The sequence below is a fragment of the Rhizobium terricola genome (assembly GCF_012927355.1).
Lineage (GTDB): Bacteria > Pseudomonadota > Alphaproteobacteria > Rhizobiales > Rhizobiaceae > Allorhizobium > Allorhizobium terricola.
Genome location: NZ_JABBGK010000004.1, coordinates 207,800 through 228,489 on the forward strand (window position 1 = coordinate 207,800; position 20,690 = coordinate 228,489).

Consider the following 20,690-nt stretch of genomic DNA (forward strand, 5'->3'; position numbering starts at 1 on the left):
ATGACCCTTCAAACGACAGAGACCTCGATCCCCGCCGAGCCACGTTTTGTGGTGCGCATGGCGCGGATGCTCTGGGCCGACAAGTTCGCGCTCTGCGCCGCGATCTTCCTCGTCACCATCCTCGTTCTCGCCATCGTCGGGCCGAGCTGGCTCGGCGATCTCGCCACCAAGCAGAACCTGCGCGGCCGCAATGCCGCCCCCTTTGAATGGGAGCGCGGCTGGGTCTGGTGGATGGGCGCCGATGCGCTCGGCCGGCCGCTGCTCGCCCGTATCATCGTCGCGACGCAGAACACCCTGATGGTCGCCGCCGGCGCGGTCGCCATCTCGGCGATCATCGGCACCGTCCTCGGCCTGATCGCCGGCTTTTCCTCGCCGCGCATCAACCAGGTGATCATGCGCCTCGCCGACGTCATCATGTCGTTTCCCTCGCTGCTGATCGCGGTCATCGTGCTCTACGTGCTTGGCTCGTCGATCCTCAACCTGATGCTGGTCCTGTCGATCACCCGCATCCCGGTCTATCTCCGGACCACCCGTGCCGAGGTACTGGAAATACGAGAACGCATGTTCGTCCAGGCCGCCCGCGTCATGGGCGCCTCCAGCAAACGCATCCTCTTCCGCCACATCCTGCCGGTCGTCCTGCCCACGCTGACGACGCTGGCAACGCTCGACTTCGCTTATGTGATGCTTGCCGAAAGCGCGCTTTCCTTCCTCGGCATCGGCATCCAGCCTCCGGAAATCACGTGGGGCCTGATGATCTCCCAGGGACGGCAGTACCTCACCAATGCCTGGTGGCTGTCCTTCTGGCCGGGTCTCGCAATCATCCTGACCACAATGTCGCTGAACCTGTTGTCGAACTGGATGCGCATCGCGCTCGATCCGGTCCAGCGCTGGCGGCTCGAAATGAAAGGTCGCAACAATGGCTGACCATCTGCTGGAAGTGCGCAATCTGTCGGTCGAGTTCCACACCGCCATGGGCGTGGTCAAGGCGGTGCGTGACATCTCCTACCACCTGGACCGCGGCGAGACGCTGGCCATCCTCGGTGAAAGCGGTTCGGGCAAATCCGTCTCCTCGTCGGCGATCATGAACCTCATCGACATGCCGCCCGGCCGGATCAGCTCGGGCGAGATCCTGCTCGACGGCGTCGACCTCCTGAAAATGCCGGCGCATCAGCGTCGCGAGGTGAACGGCCGGCGCATCGCCATGATCTTCCAGGATCCCCTCAGCCACCTGAACCCGGTCTACACTGTAGGCTGGCAGATCCGCGAAGCCCTGACCACCCACGGAACGGACGCAACCAAGGCGCAGGCCGAAGCCCTTCGTCTGCTGGGCCGCGTCGGAATTCCTGATCCGGAACACTCGCTCGACAAGTATCCGCACGAGTTTTCCGGCGGCCAGCGCCAGCGCGTGATGATCGCCATGGCTCTAGCCCTGCGTCCCGATCTCCTGATCGCCGACGAGCCGACGACGGCACTCGACGTGACCGTGCAGGCCGAAGTGCTGGCACTCCTGGAGGAGCTGCAGGAAGAGACCGGCATGGCGGTGCTGATCATCACCCATGACCTCGGCGTCGTCGCCGAGGTCGCCGACCGCGTCGTCGTGATGGAAAAAGGCGTGTTGGTCGAGGCCGGCACCGTGCGGGACGTCTACAAGAACCCCCAGCATCCCTATACGCGCAAACTGATCGCGGCGGCCCCCGGCAAGGGGGAGATGCATGCGCCCGCCGCCCGCGGCGAGCCGGTCCTTTCCGTCCGTGATGTCCGCAAGCACTACGGCGCCTTCGAGGCACTGAAAGGCGTCTCCTTCGATCTGATGCCCGGCGAGACGATGGCCGTGGTCGGAGAAAGCGGATCCGGCAAGTCGACGCTCGCCCGGATCCTGCTACGCCTCGACGAGCCGGACGGCGGCAGCGCCTTGTGGAAGGGACGCGACCTCTTCAAGCTCTCGCCGGCCGAACTCTACAAACTGCGCCGTGATCTGCAGATGGTATTCCAGGATCCGACCCAATCGCTCAACCCGCGCATGACCGTCTACCAGCTGATCTCCGAAGCCTGGGTGATCCACCCGGATATCCTGCCCCGGTCCAAGTGGCGGGAGCGCGTCGCCGAACTCCTGGTTCAGGTCGGGCTCGGCCCGGAACATATGGGACGCTACCCCCACCAGTTTTCCGGCGGCCAGCGCCAACGCATCGCGATTGCCCGCGCCCTCGCCCTCGAACCGCAGCTCATCATCTGCGACGAGGCAGTCTCCGCCCTCGACGTCTCGGTCCAGGCGCAGGTCATCGCCCTTCTCGACCGGCTGCGCCGCGAAATGGGTCTTGCCTTCATCTTCATCGCTCACGACCTCCCCGTCGTCCGCGATTTCGCGGACCATGTGATGGTCATGCAGAAAGGCAATGTCGTGGAACTCGGCACCGTCCGTGAGGTCTTCGAAACGCCACGCGAGGAATACACGCGCGCCCTTCTCTCCGCCGGCCTCGACCCCGATCCCGATGTGCAGGCCGCCCACCGGGCCGCCCGCCTTGCGCGCGCCTCCTGAGGCGCCGTCACCCCGTTCACAGGAGACTGCCATGTCCAGACAAGCCTTCGTCGCGCTCGTGACCTGCTTCAACGAAGACGAAACCATCAACTACCAGGCAACCCGCGCCCAGGTGCGCCGCCAGGTCGAGGCCGGAAACAACATCATGTGCGCCGGCACCAACGGCGACTTCACCGCCCTCACCTTCGAAGAAAAGGTTCGCCTGACGGAAGAAGTCGTCGACGAGGTGGCAGGGCGGGTCAGGGTCATCGTCAACGCCGGCATGCCGGCCACCTTCGAAACGCTGAAACTGGCACGCGAATTCGACCGTATCGGCGTCGACGGCATTGCCGTCATCACTCCCTTTTTCATCGCCTGCACCCAGGACGGCCTGATCCGTCACTTCTCGACCGTCGCCGACGCGGTGAAGACACCGGTCTATCTCTACGACATCCCGGCCCGCACCCAGAACCACATCGAACCCGAAACGGCGCGCCTTCTGGCAGGCCACGGCAACATTGCCGGGATCAAGGATTCAGGCGGCGCCAAGGAGACGCTAGAGGCCTATCTCGAGGTCGCCCGGGACATCGACGGCTTTGAAGTCTATTCCGGGCCGGACCATCTGGTGCTCTGGGCGCTGCAGAATGGAGCGGCCGGCTGCATATCCGGTCTCGGCAATGCGATGCCGCACGTCCTCTCGGGCATCCTCAGCGCCTTCAATGCCGGCGATATAGCCGAGGCAGAACGGCAGCAGGCGACCTTCGCCGCCTTCCGCACCGACCTCTACGCGCTCGGCTTCGCCCCCGCCATGGTCAAGCGCTCGCTCTATCTCCAGGACGCCTCGGTCGGCGCCAGCCGCCAGCCGGCTCTCCTGCCGAACGCCGAACAGGATGAGAAGATCGCCGAGATCCTTCGCAGCTATAATCTTCTCTGAATCGCGCTGCTCAGCGCGCCAGCCGGCAGCCATCGGCCGACAAGATGTCCTTCCCAATGAGCGCCGTGGGTATTCCCGCGGCGCTTCGATATTATTGGTCGCGACGTCGCCGGGGCAATCGCATTGACGTTGACGCCTCTGGCCGCCCATTCCCAACCAGAAGTCTCGTCACCCCGGCGGCACCACTTTCGACGCTCGACGCTTGAACAGGCAGGACGGCCCTGCCAGGCCCGCACGCGACCGAAAACCCGGCAAGGCGAGGGAAGTGTGCTCTGCTTCAAGGCTCGTCATTTTCTCCGCGACCTTGAGACTTTGCCGCTTCATTCCGATTGACTCGGCGACTCTCTGCGTTCTAATGGAAAATTGGTAAGACCACCTTACCAAAGCGCGTGAGAGGACCTGCGCACAGGGAGGATGACGATGTTTGTGGCCTTGGAGCCGCGCCGCCTCTATCGGCAGGTCGCGGACCAGATACGCACACTGATCGAAGCGGGCGAACTGCGCGTCGGCGAACGCCTGCCCGCCGAGCGCGACCTTGCAGACCGGTTCGGCGTGTCCCGCCCGACCGTGCGAGAGGCGCTGATCGTGCTCGAGGTCGAGGGCCTTATTCAGATCCGCATGGGTTCGGGCGTCTACATCGCGCGGAAACCCGCCACGGCGCCTGCTATCCGGCCCCTTGCCGACGGCGACGGTCCGTTCGAAATTCTTGAGGCCCGCCGCATCGTCGAGAGTGCCATTGCCGAAGAGGCCGCGCGTCGGCCCTCGCCGGAAGGCATTGCACGCCTCGACGAGATGCTCGGGCGCATGGAGCAATCGCTCGATGCGCCGGAACGCGCCATCGCGGCCGACCTCGGCTTCCACGCCGCGATCGTCGACATGGTCGGCAATACCGCCCTCCGTCATGTCATTGGACTCGTGAGCGACAACCGCACGTCGCCCTACTTCGAGAAATTGGCAAGCTATTTCGAAGGCCCCCACACCTGGAAGCGGGCGGTCGAGGAGCACCGGCATATTCGCGACGCCATTGCCGCCGGTGATCCGGCTGCCGCTCGCGAGGCGATGCGCCGACATCTGACCCTCGCACAACAGAGATTTTCGGAAAGCTTCGGGGAGGAGCCGGGAGGAGAAGACGGATCGGGCAGCAATGCAGGCGCGAGCTGAGCCTCGATCAAACGACGGGAGGCGGAGGACAAGACGATGAAGCACACATGGCGCTGGTTTGGCCCGGTTGACAAAGTGACGGTGCGCGACGCCGCGCAGGCCGGCGCAGAAGGCATTGTCAGCGCGCTGCATCATGTACCGACCGGCGTCGCCTGGACCATCGACGGCATTCGCCAGCGCCAGGACGAGATCAAGGCCGGCGGCCTCTACTGGGACGTGGTCGAGAGCGTGCCCGTTTCGGAAGACATCAAGACCCAGACCGGGGAATGGCGCACCCATCTCGCCAAATGGCAGGAGACGCTGCGCCGCCTGTCGGCCTGCGGCATCCGCACCGTCTGCTACAATTTCATGCCGGTGCTCGACTGGACCCGCACCGACCTGCGCTGGGAAACCCGCCATGGCGCGCGGGCCATGCGCTTCGATCTTACTGATTTCGCCGCCTTCGACATCCATATCCTCAAGCGCCCTGACGCCGCCGGCGATTATCCCGACTGGCTGGTCGAGGATGCGGCCAGGCGCTTTTCCGAAATGGCCGACGGCAAGATCGCCGCGCTTGGCCGCAACATCTGCGCCGGGCTGCCGGGTTCCGCCGACGGCTACACGCTTGACCAGTTGCTCGAAAAGCTGCGTTCCTACCAGGGCATCGATCGCGCCCGGCTGCAGCAGAACCTCGTCGACTTCCTCTCCGAGGTGACGCCAGTGGCGGAACAGGTCGGCATCAACATCTGCGCCCACGGCGACGATCCGCCGTGGCCGCTGCTAGGCCTGCCGCGCATTCTTTCGACTGAAGCCGATTATGCCCACATGCTGTCCCAGATCGACAGCCGCGCCAATGGCGTGACGCTCTGCACCGGCTCACTCGGCGCCCGCTCCGACAACGACCTGCCCTTCTTCGCCAGCCGCTTCGCCGACCGCATCCATTTCGTGCACCTGCGCAACGTCACCCGCGATACCGATACAGTGCCCTGCTCCTTCTTCGAGGACGAACATCTGGAGGGCGGCACCGACATGGTCGCGGTACTCGCCGCGCTGCTGACCGAGGAAAAGCGCCGCCGCGACGAGGGCCGGGAAGACCATCGCATCGCCATGCGCCCCGATCACGGCCAGGAAATCCTCGACGACCTGACGCGCAGCGCACAACCCGGCTATCCGGCGATCGGCCGCCTCAAGGGGCTGGCCGAGTTGCGCGGCATCGAACGCACCCTGCTTCACTCCCGATACGGACTGGCCTGACACCGATGGAACGCCTTTCAACCTCGACCAACCTGCCCGCCGGCGTTCTTCGCCCAACCTATGACCGCGCGGCACTGCGCCCCGGCATCGTTCACTTCGGTCTCGGCGCGTTCCACCGGGCGCATCAGGCCGTCTACACGCAACGCGCCCTCGCATCGGCCTTCGGCCCTTGGGGGATCGTGGCTGTCAACCTGCGTTCCCCGGAACCGGTGGATGCCCTGGGCGAACAGTACGGCCTCTATTCGATCATCGTGCGCGGTTCGGGCGAAGACACCGCCGAAATCATCGGCGCGACGGTGGACTGGGTCTGCGCGGCGCAAGACAGGCAGAAGGTCCTCGACTATCTGGCACACCCCGGCATTCGCGTGGTGACCCTGACGGTTTCGGAAAAGGCCTATGGCCTCCACCCTGCGACCGGTGGCCTCGATGTCGATCATCCCGCCGTCGCGGCGGACCTCGCCAACCCGCACGCACCCGTCGGCGCACTCGGATTTCTGGTCGAGGGGCTGGCACTGCGCCGCGACCGGGGCGTTGCGCCCTACACCGTGCTCTGCTGCGACAATCTTCCCTCCAACGGCACGATCGTCCGCCGTCTCGTGCTGGAAATGGCCGAGCGCCGAGACGCGGACCTTGCCCGCTGGATCGCCGGCAACGGCGCCTTCCCCTGCAGCATGGTGGACCGTATCGTACCCGCCGCGACCGCCGACACCAGGGCACGCGCGGCCGACCTGCTCGGCGTCGAGGACAGGCTCGCCCTCGAGACGGAACCTTTCCTGCAATGGGTCATCGAGGATCGCTTCGTCTCCGGCCGTCCCGCCTGGGAAGCCGGCGGCGCGATCTTCGCAAGCCATGTCGAACCCTATGAGAAGATGAAGCTCAGGCTTCTCAACGGCTCGCACACCCTGATCGCCCATCTTGGTCTGCTCCACGGACTGGAATTCGTGCGCGACGTCATGGCCGTCCCGGAACTGGTCGAGGAGGTCCACCGCCACATGAAGGCGGTCGTGCCGACGCTTGACCCCGTTCCCGGCATCGACCTCGAACAATACCAGCGGCAGTTGATCGAGCGCTTTGCCAACAGGGCGATCGCCCACCGCAACATCCAGATCGCCATGGACTGCAGCCAGAAGCTGCCGCAGCGCATCTTCGCGGCCGCGGTCGAAGCGCTGGCAACCGGCGACAGGGCTACGGAATTCGCCCATGTCGTCGCCCTGTGGATCGCCGTCCTTCGCAGGCGCATGGATTGCGACGACCCGCGCCGCGACGAAATTCTCGAAGCCGCCCGGACCGTCGATGCGACGGACCCCTCCGCCCCGTTCTTCGCCATCTCCGGTCTCTTCCCGCCGGAACTGGTCTCGGGGCGCGCGTGGCGCGACCACGTCAATGCCGACCTTCAAGTCATCGCTGCCAAGACAGACAGGAATACCCAATGAAAGCGCTCGTTTGCGACGAACCCGGCCGCCTCTCTCTCGTCTCCCGCCCCGATCCCGTCCGCGGTGACGGCGAGGTCCTGGTCCGCATCCGCCATGTCGGCATCTGCGGCACGGATTTCCACATCTTCGCCGGCAAGCATCCCTTCCTCGAATATCCGCGCGTCATGGGACACGAACTGTCCGGTACGGTCGAGGAGGCGCCGTCCGGCAGCGCTCTCCGCAAGGGCGACCCGGTCTACATCGTGCCATACCTGTCCTGCGGCGGCTGCCAGGCCTGTCGCAAGGGCCTGACCAATGCCTGCTGCAACATTCGCGTGCTCGGCGTCCATTGCGACGGCGGCATGGCCGACTATGTCTCGGTACCGGAACGGAATGTCGTGCCGACCGGCGGCATCGCGCTCGAAGACGCGGCCATGATCGAGTTCCTCGCGATCGGTGCCCATGGCGTGAAGCGCGGCAACATCAGCGCGGCGAATCGCGTCCTGGTGACCGGCTCGGGCCCGATCGGCATGTCTGCGATCATCTTCGCCAAGGCCCGCGGCGCCCATGTGACGGTCATGGACACCCGCGAATATCGCCTTGCCTTTGCCGTGGATCGGCTGGGCGCCGATGCGGTCCTGATCGCCGACGACCGGGCGGAAGCGAGTGCCGAAAGACAGACCGGCGGCGAATGGTTCGACGTGGTCGTCGATGCCACCGGAAACGCGGTGCCCATGCAGCGCGGCTTCAACTTCCTGAACCACGGCGCCCGCTACGTGCTGCTTTCGGTGGTGCGCCAGGACATCGCCTTTTCCGATCCGGAATTCCACAAGCGCGAGGCGACACTTCTTGCCAGCCGCAACGCCCAGCCCGACGATTTCGCCGAGGTGGTGCGGCAGATCGAGGCGGGCCGGGTGCCGACCCGCGCGCTCAACACCCACCGCGGCAGACTGGAAGACGCGGTAGGCCTTTTCTCCGAATGGTCGCGCCCCGAGGCCGGCGTCATCAAGGCCATCTTGGAAGTCTGATCCCATTTCCACCGGCCCTCGCCCCGAAACGAAATTCGGGCGGTAAGAGCTGGACAAGCCCTGCGAACCCTGCGGCGCCAAAGGCCCCTCGCAAAAGCCGGGTATCAGGTTCAGGCAAGCTTATGCCCTCATAAATTGTCCCGTGCATGGGAATGCCGGGATGCCGTCCTGCGTCTTCGATTCGCGAGGACAGGCCGATTTCGGCAATTTTTCCGCGCGCATAGAGGCTTGCGGCAACCGCATGGGGCACGTCTTCCGGGGATCGGCAGCAGGGCGAAATGATTTGAGCAATGGATAACATCAAAGGGCTTCTCTTATGACCACGACCATTCCTACGCTTAGCGTGAGCCAAATCAGGAGCCTCTCGACCTCTCAGGTCGCGGCGTGGACGACGGAAGATGCGGCCGCCCTGTCGACCACCCAGATCAAGGCCCTTTCATCGGCCCAGATCGCCGCACTCGAAACCGAAGACCTCGCCGTATTCTCGACGACCCAGGTCAGCGCGATCTCCGCATCGGTCATCGTCGGCCTCACCCTCGACCAGCTCGCCATACTCACCACCGACAAGATCGAAAACCTGAACACGGCACAGGTCGCGGCTCTGAGCACCAAGCAGGTGAACGCCTTCGACTCGTCTCAGGTCGAAGCCCTGACCTCCACCCAGGTGGCAGCCCTCACCTCCGCTCAATTGGCGACGCTGACGACCGATGAAATCGCCACTTTCTCGACGGCCGACATCGCGGCGATCACGGCCAAGGCCCTGCCCGGCCTCTCGACGACCAACATCGCGACGCTGAGCTCGGACCAGATCGCGGCGTTGAAGACCACCCAGATTGCAGCCCTGACGACGGCCCAGATCGCCGCCCTGACATCGGATCAGGTGACCGCGCTCTCGACACTTCAGTTCGCCGCCTTGACCTCGGCGCAGGTCAGGGCCTTGTCCACCGACAACATTGCCGCCCTCTCGACGGCGCAGATGGCAGCTCTGAGCACGAAGGCCGTTCCGGGCCTGACAGCCACCCAGATCGACGCCCTGTCCTCGGGACAGGTTGACATCCTGTCCTCCCTTCAGATCGCCGCGCTGACGTCCACCCAGATCGCCGCGCTGACCACCGAAGATGTCGCGACCTTCTCGACCGCCGAAATCGCGGCGATCAGCTCGGCGGCAATTACCGGCCTGTCGAGCGAAACCATTGCCGTGCTGGGCACCGGTCAACTGGCCGCGCTGAAGACCAATCAGATCGTCGCGCTGAAGACCAGCCAGGTCGCGGTGCTGACGTCCGATCAGATTGCCGCACTGACAACGGCACAACTGGGAGCCTTGACATCGCTCCAGGTCAAGGCCCTGTCCAGCACCAGCGTTCCGGCCTTGTCCTCCACCCAGATCGCCGCCCTCAGCACCAAGGCGGTCTCCGGCCTGACCTCCGCGCAGATCAGGGCGCTGACGTCCGACCAGATCGATGTCCTGTCGACCGCACAGATTGCCGCGCTGAGCTCGATCCAGATTGCGGCGCTGACCTCGGAAGATCTCGCGACTTTCTCGAGTGCTGATATCGCCGCGATCAGCTCGTCCGCCGTGATGGGTCTGACCACGAGCAATGTTGCCGGCCTCACCTCGGAGCAGATCGGCGCGCTGAAGACGACCCAGGTCGCGGCGCTGACCACCGCCCAGATCGCCGCCCTCACATCGACCCAGATCGTTCTTCTGTCATCGACGCAGATCGGTGCGCTGACCTCACTGCAGATCAAGGCTCTGTCGAGCACCAGCATTCCCGCGCTGACGACCGACCAGATAGCCGCGCTCGGCACCAAGGCGATCCCCGGTCTCACCTCGACCCAGATCGATGCCCTGACAAGCGCTCAGATTGACGTTCTGACCTCGGCCCAGATCGCCGCCCTGACCTCGACCCAGGTCGCCGCCTTGTCCTCCGAGGACATCGCGACCTTCTCGACCGCCGAAATTGCGGCGATCAGCGCCTCGGCGATCGGCGGGCTTTCGACCGCAAACATCGCCGGACTGACCACCGAACAAGCCGCGGCCCTCAAGACCGCGCAGGTCGCAGTCCTGAAAACCACCCAGATCGCGGCGCTGACGACCGACCAGCTCGCAGCCCTGACCACGCTGCAGGTCGCCGCCCTGAACTCCGCCCAGATCCGGGCGATTTCCTCGGACAGCATCCCCGCCCTCTCGACCGGCCAGATTGCCGCCTTGAGCTCGAGGGCTGTTCCCGGCCTGACATCCGCCCAGATCGACGCCTTCTCCACCAGTCAATCTGAAGCACTGACCTCCGTTCTGGTCGGAGCAATGAGCTCGGCACAGATCGCCGCCCTGACGGACCAGGATATCGCGACCTTCTCGACGGCGGACATTGCCGCGATCGCAGCCAAGTCCGTGGTTGGACTGACCACCTTGAACATTGCCGCTCTGAGCCCCGACCAGATAGCGGCGCTGAAGACGACCCAGATCGCGGCTCTGACCACGGTTCAGGTCGCCGCTCTTACACCGTCGCAGATTTCGAACCTGAGCACGTCCCAGATTGCCTCACTCACCCAGGCGCAGGTCGCAGCACTGACGGACGACAATATCGCGGCTCTTTCGACCGCACAGGTGGCAGCCCTCAGCACCAAGGGTGTTACCGGCTTCACCAGCGCGCAGATCGACGCCCTCTCCGTCATCCAGGTCGAAGCCCTGACCTCCGCCCAGATCGCCTATCTGACATCGGCGCAGATCGCAGCCCTGAGCACCGCGGATCTTGCCAGCTTCACGACCACCGAAATCGCCTCGATCAGCACGCTCGGGATTGGTGGCCTCTCGTCCGACAACCTCGCGGCTTTGAGCTCGAACCACACGGCGGCACTGAAGACCAGCCAGATCGCGGCGCTGAAGACCGGCCAGATCGCTGCACTCACCTCAAGCCAGATCGCGGCCCTGACGGCGACCCAGTTCGGCGCCCTGACTTCAACGCAGATCAAGGCTCTTTCCACCAGCAGCATCGCCGCTCTTTCGACCGACAAGGTCGCGGCACTTAGCACGACAGCGGTTGCCGGCCTGACCGCCGCCCAGGTCGAGGCTCTGTCACCCGAGCAGGTCGACGTCCTGTCGTCCGCTCAGATCGCGGCTCTCGGATCCGTTCAGTCCGCCGCACTGACGGCAGAGGACCTCGCGACCTTCTCGGCGGACGAAATCGCGGCCCTCTCCTCGGCCGCAGTTTCCGCTCTTTCGACGAGCAACATCGCTTCGCTCAGCAATGAGCAGATCTCTGCGATGACGACCAACCAGTTCGCCGCCCTGTCGTCGGGTCAGGTCGAAGCCTTGAGCTCCACCCAGATCGGCAACCTCTCCACCTCGCAGATTGCCGCCTTGAGCTCGGCCGGCATTTCGGGCCTGTCGACGGCCAAGATCTCCGCGCTCTCTGCCGATCAGATTGCCGCCATCAGCACCAAGGCGATCACCGGACTGAGCTCCGCCCAGATCGAAGCCCTGTCGACGGGGCAGGCCGCCGCCCTGACCTCTGCCCTTGTCGGCGCGATGACCTCGGTCCAGATCGCCGCGCTGTCGACCGAGGATATCGCTACCTTCTCGACCGACGACATCGCAGCAATCAGCTCGACGGCGATTGCCGCCCTCGCGACCGAGACGATTGCCGCCCTCAGCCCCGACCAGGTTTCCGCGCTCAAGACCACCCAGCTCGCTGCGCTGTCTTCGAGCCAGGTCGATGCATTCGGCTCCGAACAGCTCGAGGCGTTCTCCACCCTCCAGATTGCCGCATTGAGCTCCGGCGGCATCTCCGGTCTGTCGACGGCGAGCATCGCATCGCTGACGACCGAACAGGTCGCAGCGCTGAGCGCCAAGACGATCGCCGGTCTGACCTCGGCACAGGTCGAGGCCCTGACGACCGCGCAGGTCGAGTCGCTGACCTCGGTGCAGATCGCGGCCATGAGCTCGGCGCAGATCTCCGCGCTGAGCACCGCCGATCTCGCGACCTTCACGACCGAGGAGATTGCCGCCGTCGGTTCCGCGGCTATTACCGGCCTGTCGACCGAAACCCTCGCATCGCTGAACACCGACCAGATCGCGGCACTGTCGACAACCCAGGTCGCCGCCCTTACCGCGAGCCAGGTCGGCGCACTCGGTTCAGGACAGGTCGCCGCCCTGACGACGGCCCAGATCGCCGCGCTGACCGCGACCCAGATCAAGACCGTATCCACCGCGAATATTGCGGCACTCTCCACGGACCAGGTCGCAGCCCTGAGTGCCAAGGCGATTGCCGGCCTCACGGCAGGGCAGATCGAGGCACTCAGCACCGATCAGATCGACACCCTGTCCTCCACCCAGATCGCCGCGCTGACATCGACGCAGATCGCGGCCCTCAGCGCCGACGATCTTGAGACCTTCTCGTCTTCCGACATTGCGGCCATCGGCTCTGCGGCCCTTGCCGGATTGTCGACCGGCAACATCGCCGCCCTCAGCCAGGAACAGGTCGCGGCGCTCACCACGGCACAGATCGCGTCGCTGACCTCCGGACAGGCCGCCGCCCTGACATCGACGCAGGTCTCCGGCCTGACGGCGGCCCAGGTCGGCGCTCTGAGCTCCACTGCCGTCGCCGGACTGACGACTGCAAGCGTCGCCATTCTTTCCTCGGAACAAATGGCGGCCCTGAGCTCGAAGGCGATCCCGGGCCTGAATGCCGCCCAGATTACCGCGCTTTCGAGCATGCAGATCGAGGTGCTCTCCTCGGCTCAGATCGCCGCCCTCAGTTCCGACCAGATCGCGGCCCTTTCCGTCGCCGATCTGTCGACCTTCACCACCAGTGAAATCGCCGCGATCAGTTCGTCCGCCATCCCGGGCCTTTCGGCCGCGAACATCTCTGCGCTCACTGTCGAGCGTGTTGCGGTACTGACCAGCGGCCAGATCGCCGCACTGTCTGCCGCCCAGGTCGAAGCCCTGAGCTCGATGCAGGTCGGCAGCCTGACGACGGCGCAGATCGGCGCACTGAGCTCTGCCGGTATCTCCGGTCTGTCGACCGGCACGATCGCCGCGCTCTCGTCGGAACAGATTGCAGCGCTGAGCACCAAGGCCCTGCCGGGCCTGACATCCGGCCAGATCGGCGCGCTGTCGACTGCTCAGTTCGACACGCTGTCCTCGGCGCAGCTCGGAGCCCTTGGCTCAACCCAGGTTGCCGCCTTGTCGACGGGCCACCTCGCGACGCTCTCGACCGATGATCTCAATGCAATCAGTGCATCGGCGATCGCAGGTCTGTCGACGGCCAACATTGCCGCTCTGAGCACGGAAAAGGTCGCAGCCCTCTCGACCGCGCAGATGGCGGCCCTGAGCTTCAGCCAGATCCGCAGCCTGACCTCCACCCAGATCGCCGCGCTGACCACCGGGCAGATCGGCGCGCTGAATGCGGTCCAGGTGGCTGCGCTCGGCGCCGGCAACATCGCGGCACTGACCACGACTCAGGTGGTCGCCTTGAGTTCCAAGGCGCTCGCCGGCTTGACGACGGCGCAGGTCGCGGCCCTCTCGACCGTACAGGTCGAGGCTCTGACGGCATCCCAGGTCAGCGGTTTGAGTTCCATCCAGATCGCTGCCTTCGGCACCGAGGATTTTGCCACCTTCTCGACCGCCGACATCGCCTCGATCAGCACATCGGCACTTGCCGGCCTGTCAACCGAGGATATCCACAACCTGTCGAGCGAGCAGTTGCAGGCGATCACCACCGACCAGATGGCCGCCCTCAACGCCGAGCAGATCGCAGCAATCGTCGAAGCCTACCAGTCCGTCTGACAAGCGCCGCGGCGACGTCAGGAATGACAACGACCACAGCAACGGCCCCACCCTGTGGGGCCGTTGTTCCGTGGCTCTTGCCCAGACACAGCGTTTCTGCCTTCAAACCAGTGTCACGACCGCCAGCTACCTGATCGCGATCACCCGGGTTCGACCCGTGCTTCACGATCGGGGACATCGCGACAATGCCGACGCTGGAAGAAATTGCTCTGAGGGCCGGTTGCTCCATGGCAACCGTCAGCCGCGTCCTCAATCGCGGCGGACCGGCCAGCGAGGGCATGGTCCGCCGGGTGCGCAAGGCCGCCTCGGACCTCGGCTACCATCGCGCCGACCGTCCGAACCCGGGGACACGCCGCCGCCCCGTCGTCGGGGTCCTCATTCCGAGCATCACCAATCCCGTGTTCGCCGCCTCCCTCTCCGGCATTCAGAACCGGATGCGGGTTGCCGGCCATGGCGTGCTGATCGCCCAATCCGACTATGATCCGGCCCGCGAGATCGACGCGGTCGAGTACCTGCTGGCGGAAAAGCCGACGGGGTTGATCCTGACGGTCTGCGACCCGGTTCGGAGCCAACACGCCCTGCCGGTCCAGCTGCCGCCGACCGTCCTGCTCAACAATCTGCCCAATGCCCGCTTTCCCGCGGCCGTGACCGTGGACAACCGCTTCGCCGGCCGCGAGATTGCCGAACATCTGATCGAGCACGGGCATCGCGACATTCTCTTCGTCTCTGGCCATTTCGAGGCTTCCGACCGCGCACGCCTGCGGTACGACGGTTATTGCGAAGCCATGCTTGCTGCCGGATTGCCGGTGCTCGACGCGCTGCAGATCCCCTTCGTCACCGGCTATGACGGCCTCGATCTCGGCCTTGCCATGCATCGCCCGCGGCCGACCGCGATCATCGCCTCGAACGACCTCCTGGCCCTCGGCGTAATCGGCGCGCTGCGCCGGGAAGGGCTCTCGGTGCCGGACCACGTTTCGGTTACAGGCTTCGACGGCATCCCGATCGGCCGGCTGATGCATCCACAGCTGACGACGATCGAAATGGCCGATGCCAGCATGGGCGCGACGGCCGCCTCTCTTCTGCTCGACATGGCCGAGAATTCCGCCGCTCCCCGTCACCTCCGGCTCGCCCACAAGCTGAACCCCGGCGGGACGGTCCGCCGGATTTCCACGGCAAACTGATAAAATAGAATGCGCCGCCTTGTGAGCGGCGCATCCGTTTCAGGAGAGCGAAGTCTCTCGTGTCAGCTGCGAGGCAGCAGGGCCTCGACTTCGGCAGCGGCATCGTCGAGCGCTTCCTTCGGCTCGGCCGACTGCTCGACCACGCGCGACAGGTTCTCGACGATCGTCTGGGTGACCTTCACGCCGTTCGAGCCGGGGAAGGCATACCAGGGCTGCATCAGCGGCATCTGTTCGAGGCCGGCGCGGAACAGCGGGTTTTCCTTGTAGAAGTTGCCGAGATAGTCCGGCGACTTGGCGGCGAGTTCGTTGTTCGGCACGTAGCCGGTGCCGGGAACGACGACCGAGGCGCCGAACGGGCCGGATGCGAACTTGATGAACTTCCAGGCAGCGTCCTGCTTTTCGGCATCACGGGTCAGCATGACGGCCGCGTTGCCGCCGGTCGGAAGCTTGCCGTTGGCCGGGTCGATCAGCGGGATATGACCGGTGCGCAGCTCGAACTTGTCGCCGACATTCTTGATGGTGTTGCGAAGCGCACCGGTCGTCATGAAGGCAAAGCCGACCTTGCCGGCAACGAAGGCCTGTTCGCCGGCCTGCTTGGTGAACACCGGAAGGCCGCCTTCCTTGACCAGGCGGTCGACCAGTTCGAAGGCCTTCTGACCTTCCGGACCGTTGAACGCCACGCCGCTTTCGTCATCCTTCAGCATCTGGCCACCGGCGCCGAACAGCAGCGCGGAGAACATCCAGTCGTCGCCCTGCCAGCGGAAGTCGATGCCTTCATTGCCGTCACCGAGCGCCTTGATCTTGGACGACAGCGCGATCACTTCGTCCCAGGTCTTCGGCGGCTGATCCGGGTTGCCGCCGACTTTGCGGACGAGATCGGCGTTGTAGTACATGATCGGGTTGGAGGTGGCGAAGGCGAGGCCGACCTGCTTGCCCTTGACCTGGGCGAGCTTTAGGATGTTGTCGGAAAAGCCCTGCTCGGCCATGTTGCCGTCCTTGGCCATGAAGGGAGCGAGGTCGACCGGGATGTCGCGCTCGTTGACCATGCGCAGGCGGTTGAGGCCGATGAAGGTGACATCCGGCATTTCGGCCGTGCCGGCCTGGCGCATGATGGTCTGGATGCCTTCTTCATAGGTCGCCGAAGGATTGGCGAAGGTGATCTTGATGTCCGGGTTTTCTTCCATGAACTTCTTCGAGATCGTGTCCATCACGTCCTTGAAGAAGCCGGGCATCGGATAGTGCACATTGAGCGTGGTCTCGGCATGGGCAGGCATGCTGACGGCGAGCGTCACAGCTGCCGCAGCCAGCGCCTTCTTGAGATAGGTCATCGCAGGTCTCCTTGGGTTGCGACCGATCAGCCTTTCAGACCGGTCATGGTGATGCCCTCGACGAAACGCTTCTGCGCGAGCAGGAAGGCGAGCACGAGGGGAAGGGTGATGATGAGGGTGGCCGCCATCAGCGCGCCGTAGTCGTCGCCTGCTTCCGCCGCGCGGAAGTAGAGAAGGCCGAGCGGCGGCGTTGCATAGGCCTGGTTGGTGACGACGATCAGCGGCCAGAACAGGTCGTTCCAGTGCGCCACGACCGAAAAGATCGAAAAGGCGGTGATCGCCGGCCAGGCATTCGGCACGATGACACGCGCGACGATGCCGACCTCGGACATGCCGTCGAGCCGCGCCGCATGGATCAGGTCGTCGGGAATGCCCCGAAAGAACTGCAGGAACAGGAAGATCGCGAAGACCGAGATCGAGAACGGCGCGACCAGCGCGAAATAGCTGTTGAGCACAGCCAAGCGATCGAAGGCGACATAGAGCGGCAAGGCCGTGGCATGGATCGGCACCAGCAGACCGAGCATGACCAGCGCCATCATCACCCGCGCCGCCCGGAAGGACAGCTTGGCCATGGCATAGGCGCACGGAATGGCGACGATCACCTGAACGACCAGGATGAGGCCGGAAACGATAACACCGTTGACGAGCAGCCCGCCCATGGAAACCCGGCCGAACGCCTTGGCGAAATTCTCCGCATAGGACCAGGTCTGCGGGATCAGCGACAGGGACGAGGAGAAGATCTCGCTCTGGGCCTTGCCGGCGGTCGAAATCATGAAGATGTAGGGCGCGAGAAAGATAATGGCCCCGAGGGTCAGCAGGCCCAGACGCAGCGCCCGCGCCGGTGTGAAGCGGTCGGTCGTGGTCATGCGTAGTGCACCTTCCGGTCCATGACGCGGTATTGGAGGAACATCAGGGAGACGAGGATCGCCAGGAAGATGACGGTCATGGCCGAGGCGTAGCCGACCTTCAGATAGACAAATCCCTCCTGGTAGATGGTGAAGAGCAGGACCTCGGAGGCCTTGTTGGGGCCGCCTTCGGTCAGCGTTTTCACGGTCTCGAACACCTTGACCGAATTGATGATGCTGATCGTCGTGACGAACAGTGTGGTCGGCCCGAGCATAGGCCAAGTGACGAGGCGGAAGCGGGAGAGCGCCGAGCGCGCGCCGTCGACTTCCGCCGCCTGGTAGAGCTCGCGCGGAATGGCGGAGAGGCCGGCGAGGAACAGCACCATGTTGAAGCCGGTCGCCTGCCAGATGCCGATGATCGACAGGCTGGTCATCACCGTGCTGGAGGCGCCGAGCCAGTTGGGGCCCTCGACGCCGATCATCGCCGAAGCCGCGTTGATCGGCCCGATGGTCGGGTGAAAGAGATATTGCCAAACAGTGGCCATGGCGACGAGCAAAGAGGCGACCGGCAGGAAATAGACGGTCCGGAACAGGCTCTTGCCCCATCCCTCCGCCTCGATCAGCAGCGCGATGCCGAGACCGAGGGCCATCGAGACCGGCGCGACGATCGCCGCATAGACCGTGGTGTTCCACAGCGATCTCTTGAAGGTGCGATCGTTCAGCAGTTCGGCATAGTTCTCGAAGCCGACGAAATTGAAACTGCCGTAGCCCAGCTCGAAATCGGTAAAGCCAAGGAAGAGCACCGCGATCGTCGGCAGGATGATGAAGAGCAGAAGCAGCACCAGCGCCGGAGCCGAAAGCATCATCGCCAGCCTAGCCTCGCGGCGGCCTGCGACTTCGGCCGCCGAAGGTGCGGGCCGGGCAGTAGCCGGGAAAGACACGACGCTAGCCATGCAGGACTTCCTCCTGCCCGGCAGAGACCGTGGCAACGCTGGCGGCAAGTCGCTCGCCGTGTTCGTCGAACAGCAGGATCGTCCTCGGGTCGAGTTTCAGCTCGACGCGCTGCCCAGCCTCGAGCCCGATCGCCGCGGACGGCGCGAGCTTGGCGACGACCACGCCGTCCATCGCCGCGAGCTTGGTGAACACCACCACTTCCGAGCCGAGGAATTCGAGCCGCTCGATACGAGCCGGCATGCCGCCCTCGCCGGCACCGGCAAGCCGAACGAATTCCGGACGGAAGGCGACCGTCACCGCGGTTGCGGATTTCAGATGGCTGCGCGGTGCGAGGCGAACGTCGCCCGCCTGCACGAGCCCGCGATTGTCGACCACCGTCTGCAGCACGTTGATCCGCGGTTGCCCGAGGAACTTGGCGACCTCCAGATGGGCCGGATCGTCGTAGATCCTGCGCGGGCTGTCGAGCTGCAGGAGCCGGCCGCCGATCATCACCGCGACGCGGTCGGCCATCGATAGCGCTTCCGACTGGTCATGCGTGACATAGAGTGTCGGAACGCCGGCCTTGCGATGCAGTTCGACGATTTCGCCCCGCGCATGGACGCGAAGGTTGGCGTCGAGGTTGGAAAGCGGCTCGTCCATCAGGAAGACGTTGGGGTGGCGCACCATGGCACGGGCGAGCGCCACACGCTGGCGCTGGCCGCCCGACATCTGCCCGGGCTTGCGGTCGAGCAGATGGTCGATCTTCAGCGATGCCGCCATTTCCTGGACCTGCCGCTGGATGTCGGCGCGAACCCGGCGTTGCTCCGCCAGCATCGCCCCGATCAGAGGCAGGCGCCCGGCCGTCGACAGGCGCCGCATGGCAAGCGGTACCGCGATGTTCTGCCCCGCCGTCAGATGCGGATAGAGCGCGTAGGACTGGAACACCATGGCGATGTTGCGATCACCGGCCGCCTTGCCGGAAACCTCTTCGCCACCGATGACGATCTCGCCGCGGTCGGCATGGTCGAGGCCGGCGACGATACGCAGAAGCGTGCTCTTGCCGCAGCCGGAGGGACCGACCAGCGCGATGAACTCGCCCGGCTCTGCCTCAAGGCTCACGCCCTTCAGGATGCTGTTGCCTGCATAGGACTTGTTGATGTCGCGAAGGCTGAAGACGCTCATTCCGCCGCCTCCGTGGGAACCGCGGTGATGTTGCGCGGATAGACCTCGTCGATCACGTCGTCGAGAACATGAGCGGTCATTCCTGGAACGCGAACGATCTCGCTCTTCACGTCATCGGCGAAATGATGCACCACCGCGCCGACCAGCCGCTCGCCGGGCATCAGTCGCTCCAGCTTGTCGAGGATGAAGGAGGTGGGCGGTGCCCAGACGAGCTGCGTGTTCCCGACAGCGCCCTGCCAGGTCCAGTGCAGGTGGCCGCTGGCATAGAGCGCCACGTCGTGAGCCGCCAGAAGGCCTAGCAGGCGCTGGCGTTCGCTCGGACGCGCACCCCAGTAGCCGGTGTCGCCTTCGTCCGCATCGTCGACGAACAGCGGCTTGTGCGCGAAGATCGCGATCCGACGTGCTTCGCGCGTTTCGAGCATTTCGGTCAGCCAGACGAACTGCTCTTCTTCCTCAGGGTGGCCCGATCCGACGAGCAGGCTGTTCAGCCCGATCAGGCGCCAGTTGCCGACATCCTTGGCAAAACGGTCAGGACCGGCAAGCCGGCGCCAGCGCTCGAGCCGCAGGTCGTCGATCGGCTGGTGCGAACCCGGCATGTGGCCGACGTCGTGATTGCCCGGGACGATCAGGACCGGCACGCCGAGTTCGTTCATCAGCCCCATCGAAAACAGGATGTCGTCCTCGCGGTCCGCTCCATCGATGGTCAGGTCACCGGTATGCACGACGAGATCGGGCGCGATCTCGTCGATCCAGCGCCGGATGGGATCCCAGTTGCCGTTGAAATGCGACTTGGTGGGACTGAAATGGGTATCGCTGATCTGGACGATCTTCATGGTCGGGCACCTTCTGAACACAGGGCCGCACAGGTCCTCTGGAAACCGCGGCGCGCTGCCGAACTCTCTTAGGTGCTCTCCGTGTCAGCTGCGTAAGGCGTCTTTCAGCGTTCTTTCAAAACCGTCATCAATCCGTCAGCAACGGCTTTCTGCCCGGCTTTCAAGGGGCCCCGCACAACGGATTGCGGCAGGCGGTCGAGGCCACCTCCTGCACTCGCCCACTGATCGGGAAACGACCGCATTCGGAATTTATTTGACACATGTATGATAAGTGACATATTTTGCATTCAAACACGCAGAGCACCGCTGCAGGCGAC

14 protein-coding genes are annotated in these 20,690 nt (G+C 64.7%); 9 read left to right on the forward strand and 5 right to left on the reverse strand.

Annotated elements, in window-relative coordinates; genetic code table 11:
- The 9 genes from HHL25_RS18530 to HHL25_RS18570 all read left to right on the forward strand — a co-directional run bounded on the left by HHL25_RS18530 (position 1) and on the right by HHL25_RS18570 (position 15,252).
- The gene (locus tag HHL25_RS18530) at positions 1-924 is read left to right on the forward strand and encodes an ABC transporter permease (RefSeq protein ID WP_169594431.1); all 924 of its coding nucleotides are present in this window, start codon (positions 1-3) and stop codon (positions 922-924) included.
- Entirely contained in the window at positions 917-2,536 is a 1,620-nt protein-coding gene (locus HHL25_RS18535) for a dipeptide ABC transporter ATP-binding protein (RefSeq protein WP_169594433.1), read from the forward strand. The genes HHL25_RS18530 and HHL25_RS18535 overlap by 8 nt, the downstream gene beginning before the upstream one ends.
- A gap of 31 nt (positions 2,537-2,567) precedes the next feature.
- Positions 2,568-3,449, forward strand: coding sequence for a dihydrodipicolinate synthase family protein (locus HHL25_RS18540; RefSeq protein WP_169594435.1), 882 nt, complete (start codon positions 2,568-2,570; stop codon positions 3,447-3,449).
- A 420-nt stretch (positions 3,450-3,869) separates the two neighbouring features.
- A complete protein-coding gene (locus HHL25_RS18545) occupies positions 3,870-4,610 on the forward strand; it encodes a FadR/GntR family transcriptional regulator (RefSeq protein WP_169594438.1) in 741 nt (246 codons plus the stop codon).
- A gap of 36 nt (positions 4,611-4,646) precedes the next feature.
- The gene (gene uxuA, locus HHL25_RS18550) at positions 4,647-5,843 is read left to right on the forward strand and encodes a mannonate dehydratase (RefSeq protein ID WP_169594441.1); all 1,197 of its coding nucleotides are present in this window, start codon (positions 4,647-4,649) and stop codon (positions 5,841-5,843) included.
- A gap of 5 nt (positions 5,844-5,848) precedes the next feature.
- Positions 5,849-7,276: a mannitol dehydrogenase family protein gene (locus HHL25_RS18555; protein WP_169594444.1), complete on the forward strand. Its 1,428-nt coding sequence runs from the start codon at positions 5,849-5,851 to the stop codon at positions 7,274-7,276.
- On the forward strand, positions 7,273-8,283 hold the full coding sequence (locus tag HHL25_RS18560; RefSeq protein ID WP_169594447.1) for a zinc-binding alcohol dehydrogenase family protein: 1,011 nt from the start codon (positions 7,273-7,275) through the stop codon (positions 8,281-8,283). Before HHL25_RS18555 ends, HHL25_RS18560 begins: the two co-directional genes overlap by 4 nt.
- 316 nt (positions 8,284-8,599) lie before the next feature.
- Positions 8,600-14,071 carry a beta strand repeat-containing protein gene (locus HHL25_RS18565; protein WP_169594450.1) on the forward strand — a complete coding sequence of 1,824 codons (5,472 nt, stop codon included), beginning with the start codon at positions 8,600-8,602 and terminating at the stop codon, positions 14,069-14,071.
- A gap of 185 nt (positions 14,072-14,256) precedes the next feature.
- Positions 14,257-15,252 (forward strand): substrate-binding domain-containing protein, encoded by a 996-nt coding sequence (locus tag HHL25_RS18570; RefSeq protein ID WP_169594452.1) that lies wholly within the window; start codon positions 14,257-14,259, stop codon positions 15,250-15,252.
- Positions 15,253-15,314: 62 nt separating this feature from the next.
- On the opposite strand, the gene HHL25_RS18575 is transcribed toward HHL25_RS18570, so the two are convergent.
- From HHL25_RS18575 to HHL25_RS18595, 5 genes are read right to left on the reverse strand one after another with little or no spacing between them, the layout of a single operon-like run.
- Positions 15,315-16,580 carry an ABC transporter substrate-binding protein gene (locus HHL25_RS18575; protein WP_169594455.1) on the reverse strand — a complete coding sequence of 422 codons (1,266 nt, stop codon included), beginning with the start codon at positions 16,578-16,580 and terminating at the stop codon, positions 15,315-15,317.
- 26 nt (positions 16,581-16,606) lie between these two features.
- A complete protein-coding gene (locus HHL25_RS18580; RefSeq protein ID WP_169594458.1) occupies positions 16,607-17,446 on the reverse strand; it encodes a carbohydrate ABC transporter permease in 840 nt (279 codons plus the stop codon).
- Positions 17,443-18,378: a carbohydrate ABC transporter permease gene (locus HHL25_RS18585; protein ID WP_169594461.1), complete on the reverse strand. Its 936-nt coding sequence runs from the start codon at positions 18,376-18,378 to the stop codon at positions 17,443-17,445. The genes HHL25_RS18580 and HHL25_RS18585 overlap by 4 nt, the downstream gene beginning before the upstream one ends.
- Complete coding sequence (locus HHL25_RS18590) at positions 18,371-19,540, reverse strand: ABC transporter ATP-binding protein (RefSeq protein ID WP_169594464.1); 1,170 nt, start codon at positions 19,538-19,540, stop codon at positions 18,371-18,373. Before HHL25_RS18590 ends, HHL25_RS18585 begins: the two co-directional genes overlap by 8 nt.
- A complete protein-coding gene (locus tag HHL25_RS18595; protein WP_169594466.1) occupies positions 19,537-20,373 on the reverse strand; it encodes a metallophosphoesterase family protein in 837 nt (278 codons plus the stop codon). The genes HHL25_RS18590 and HHL25_RS18595 overlap by 4 nt, the downstream gene beginning before the upstream one ends.
- Between the last annotated feature and the right edge of the window lie 317 nt (positions 20,374-20,690).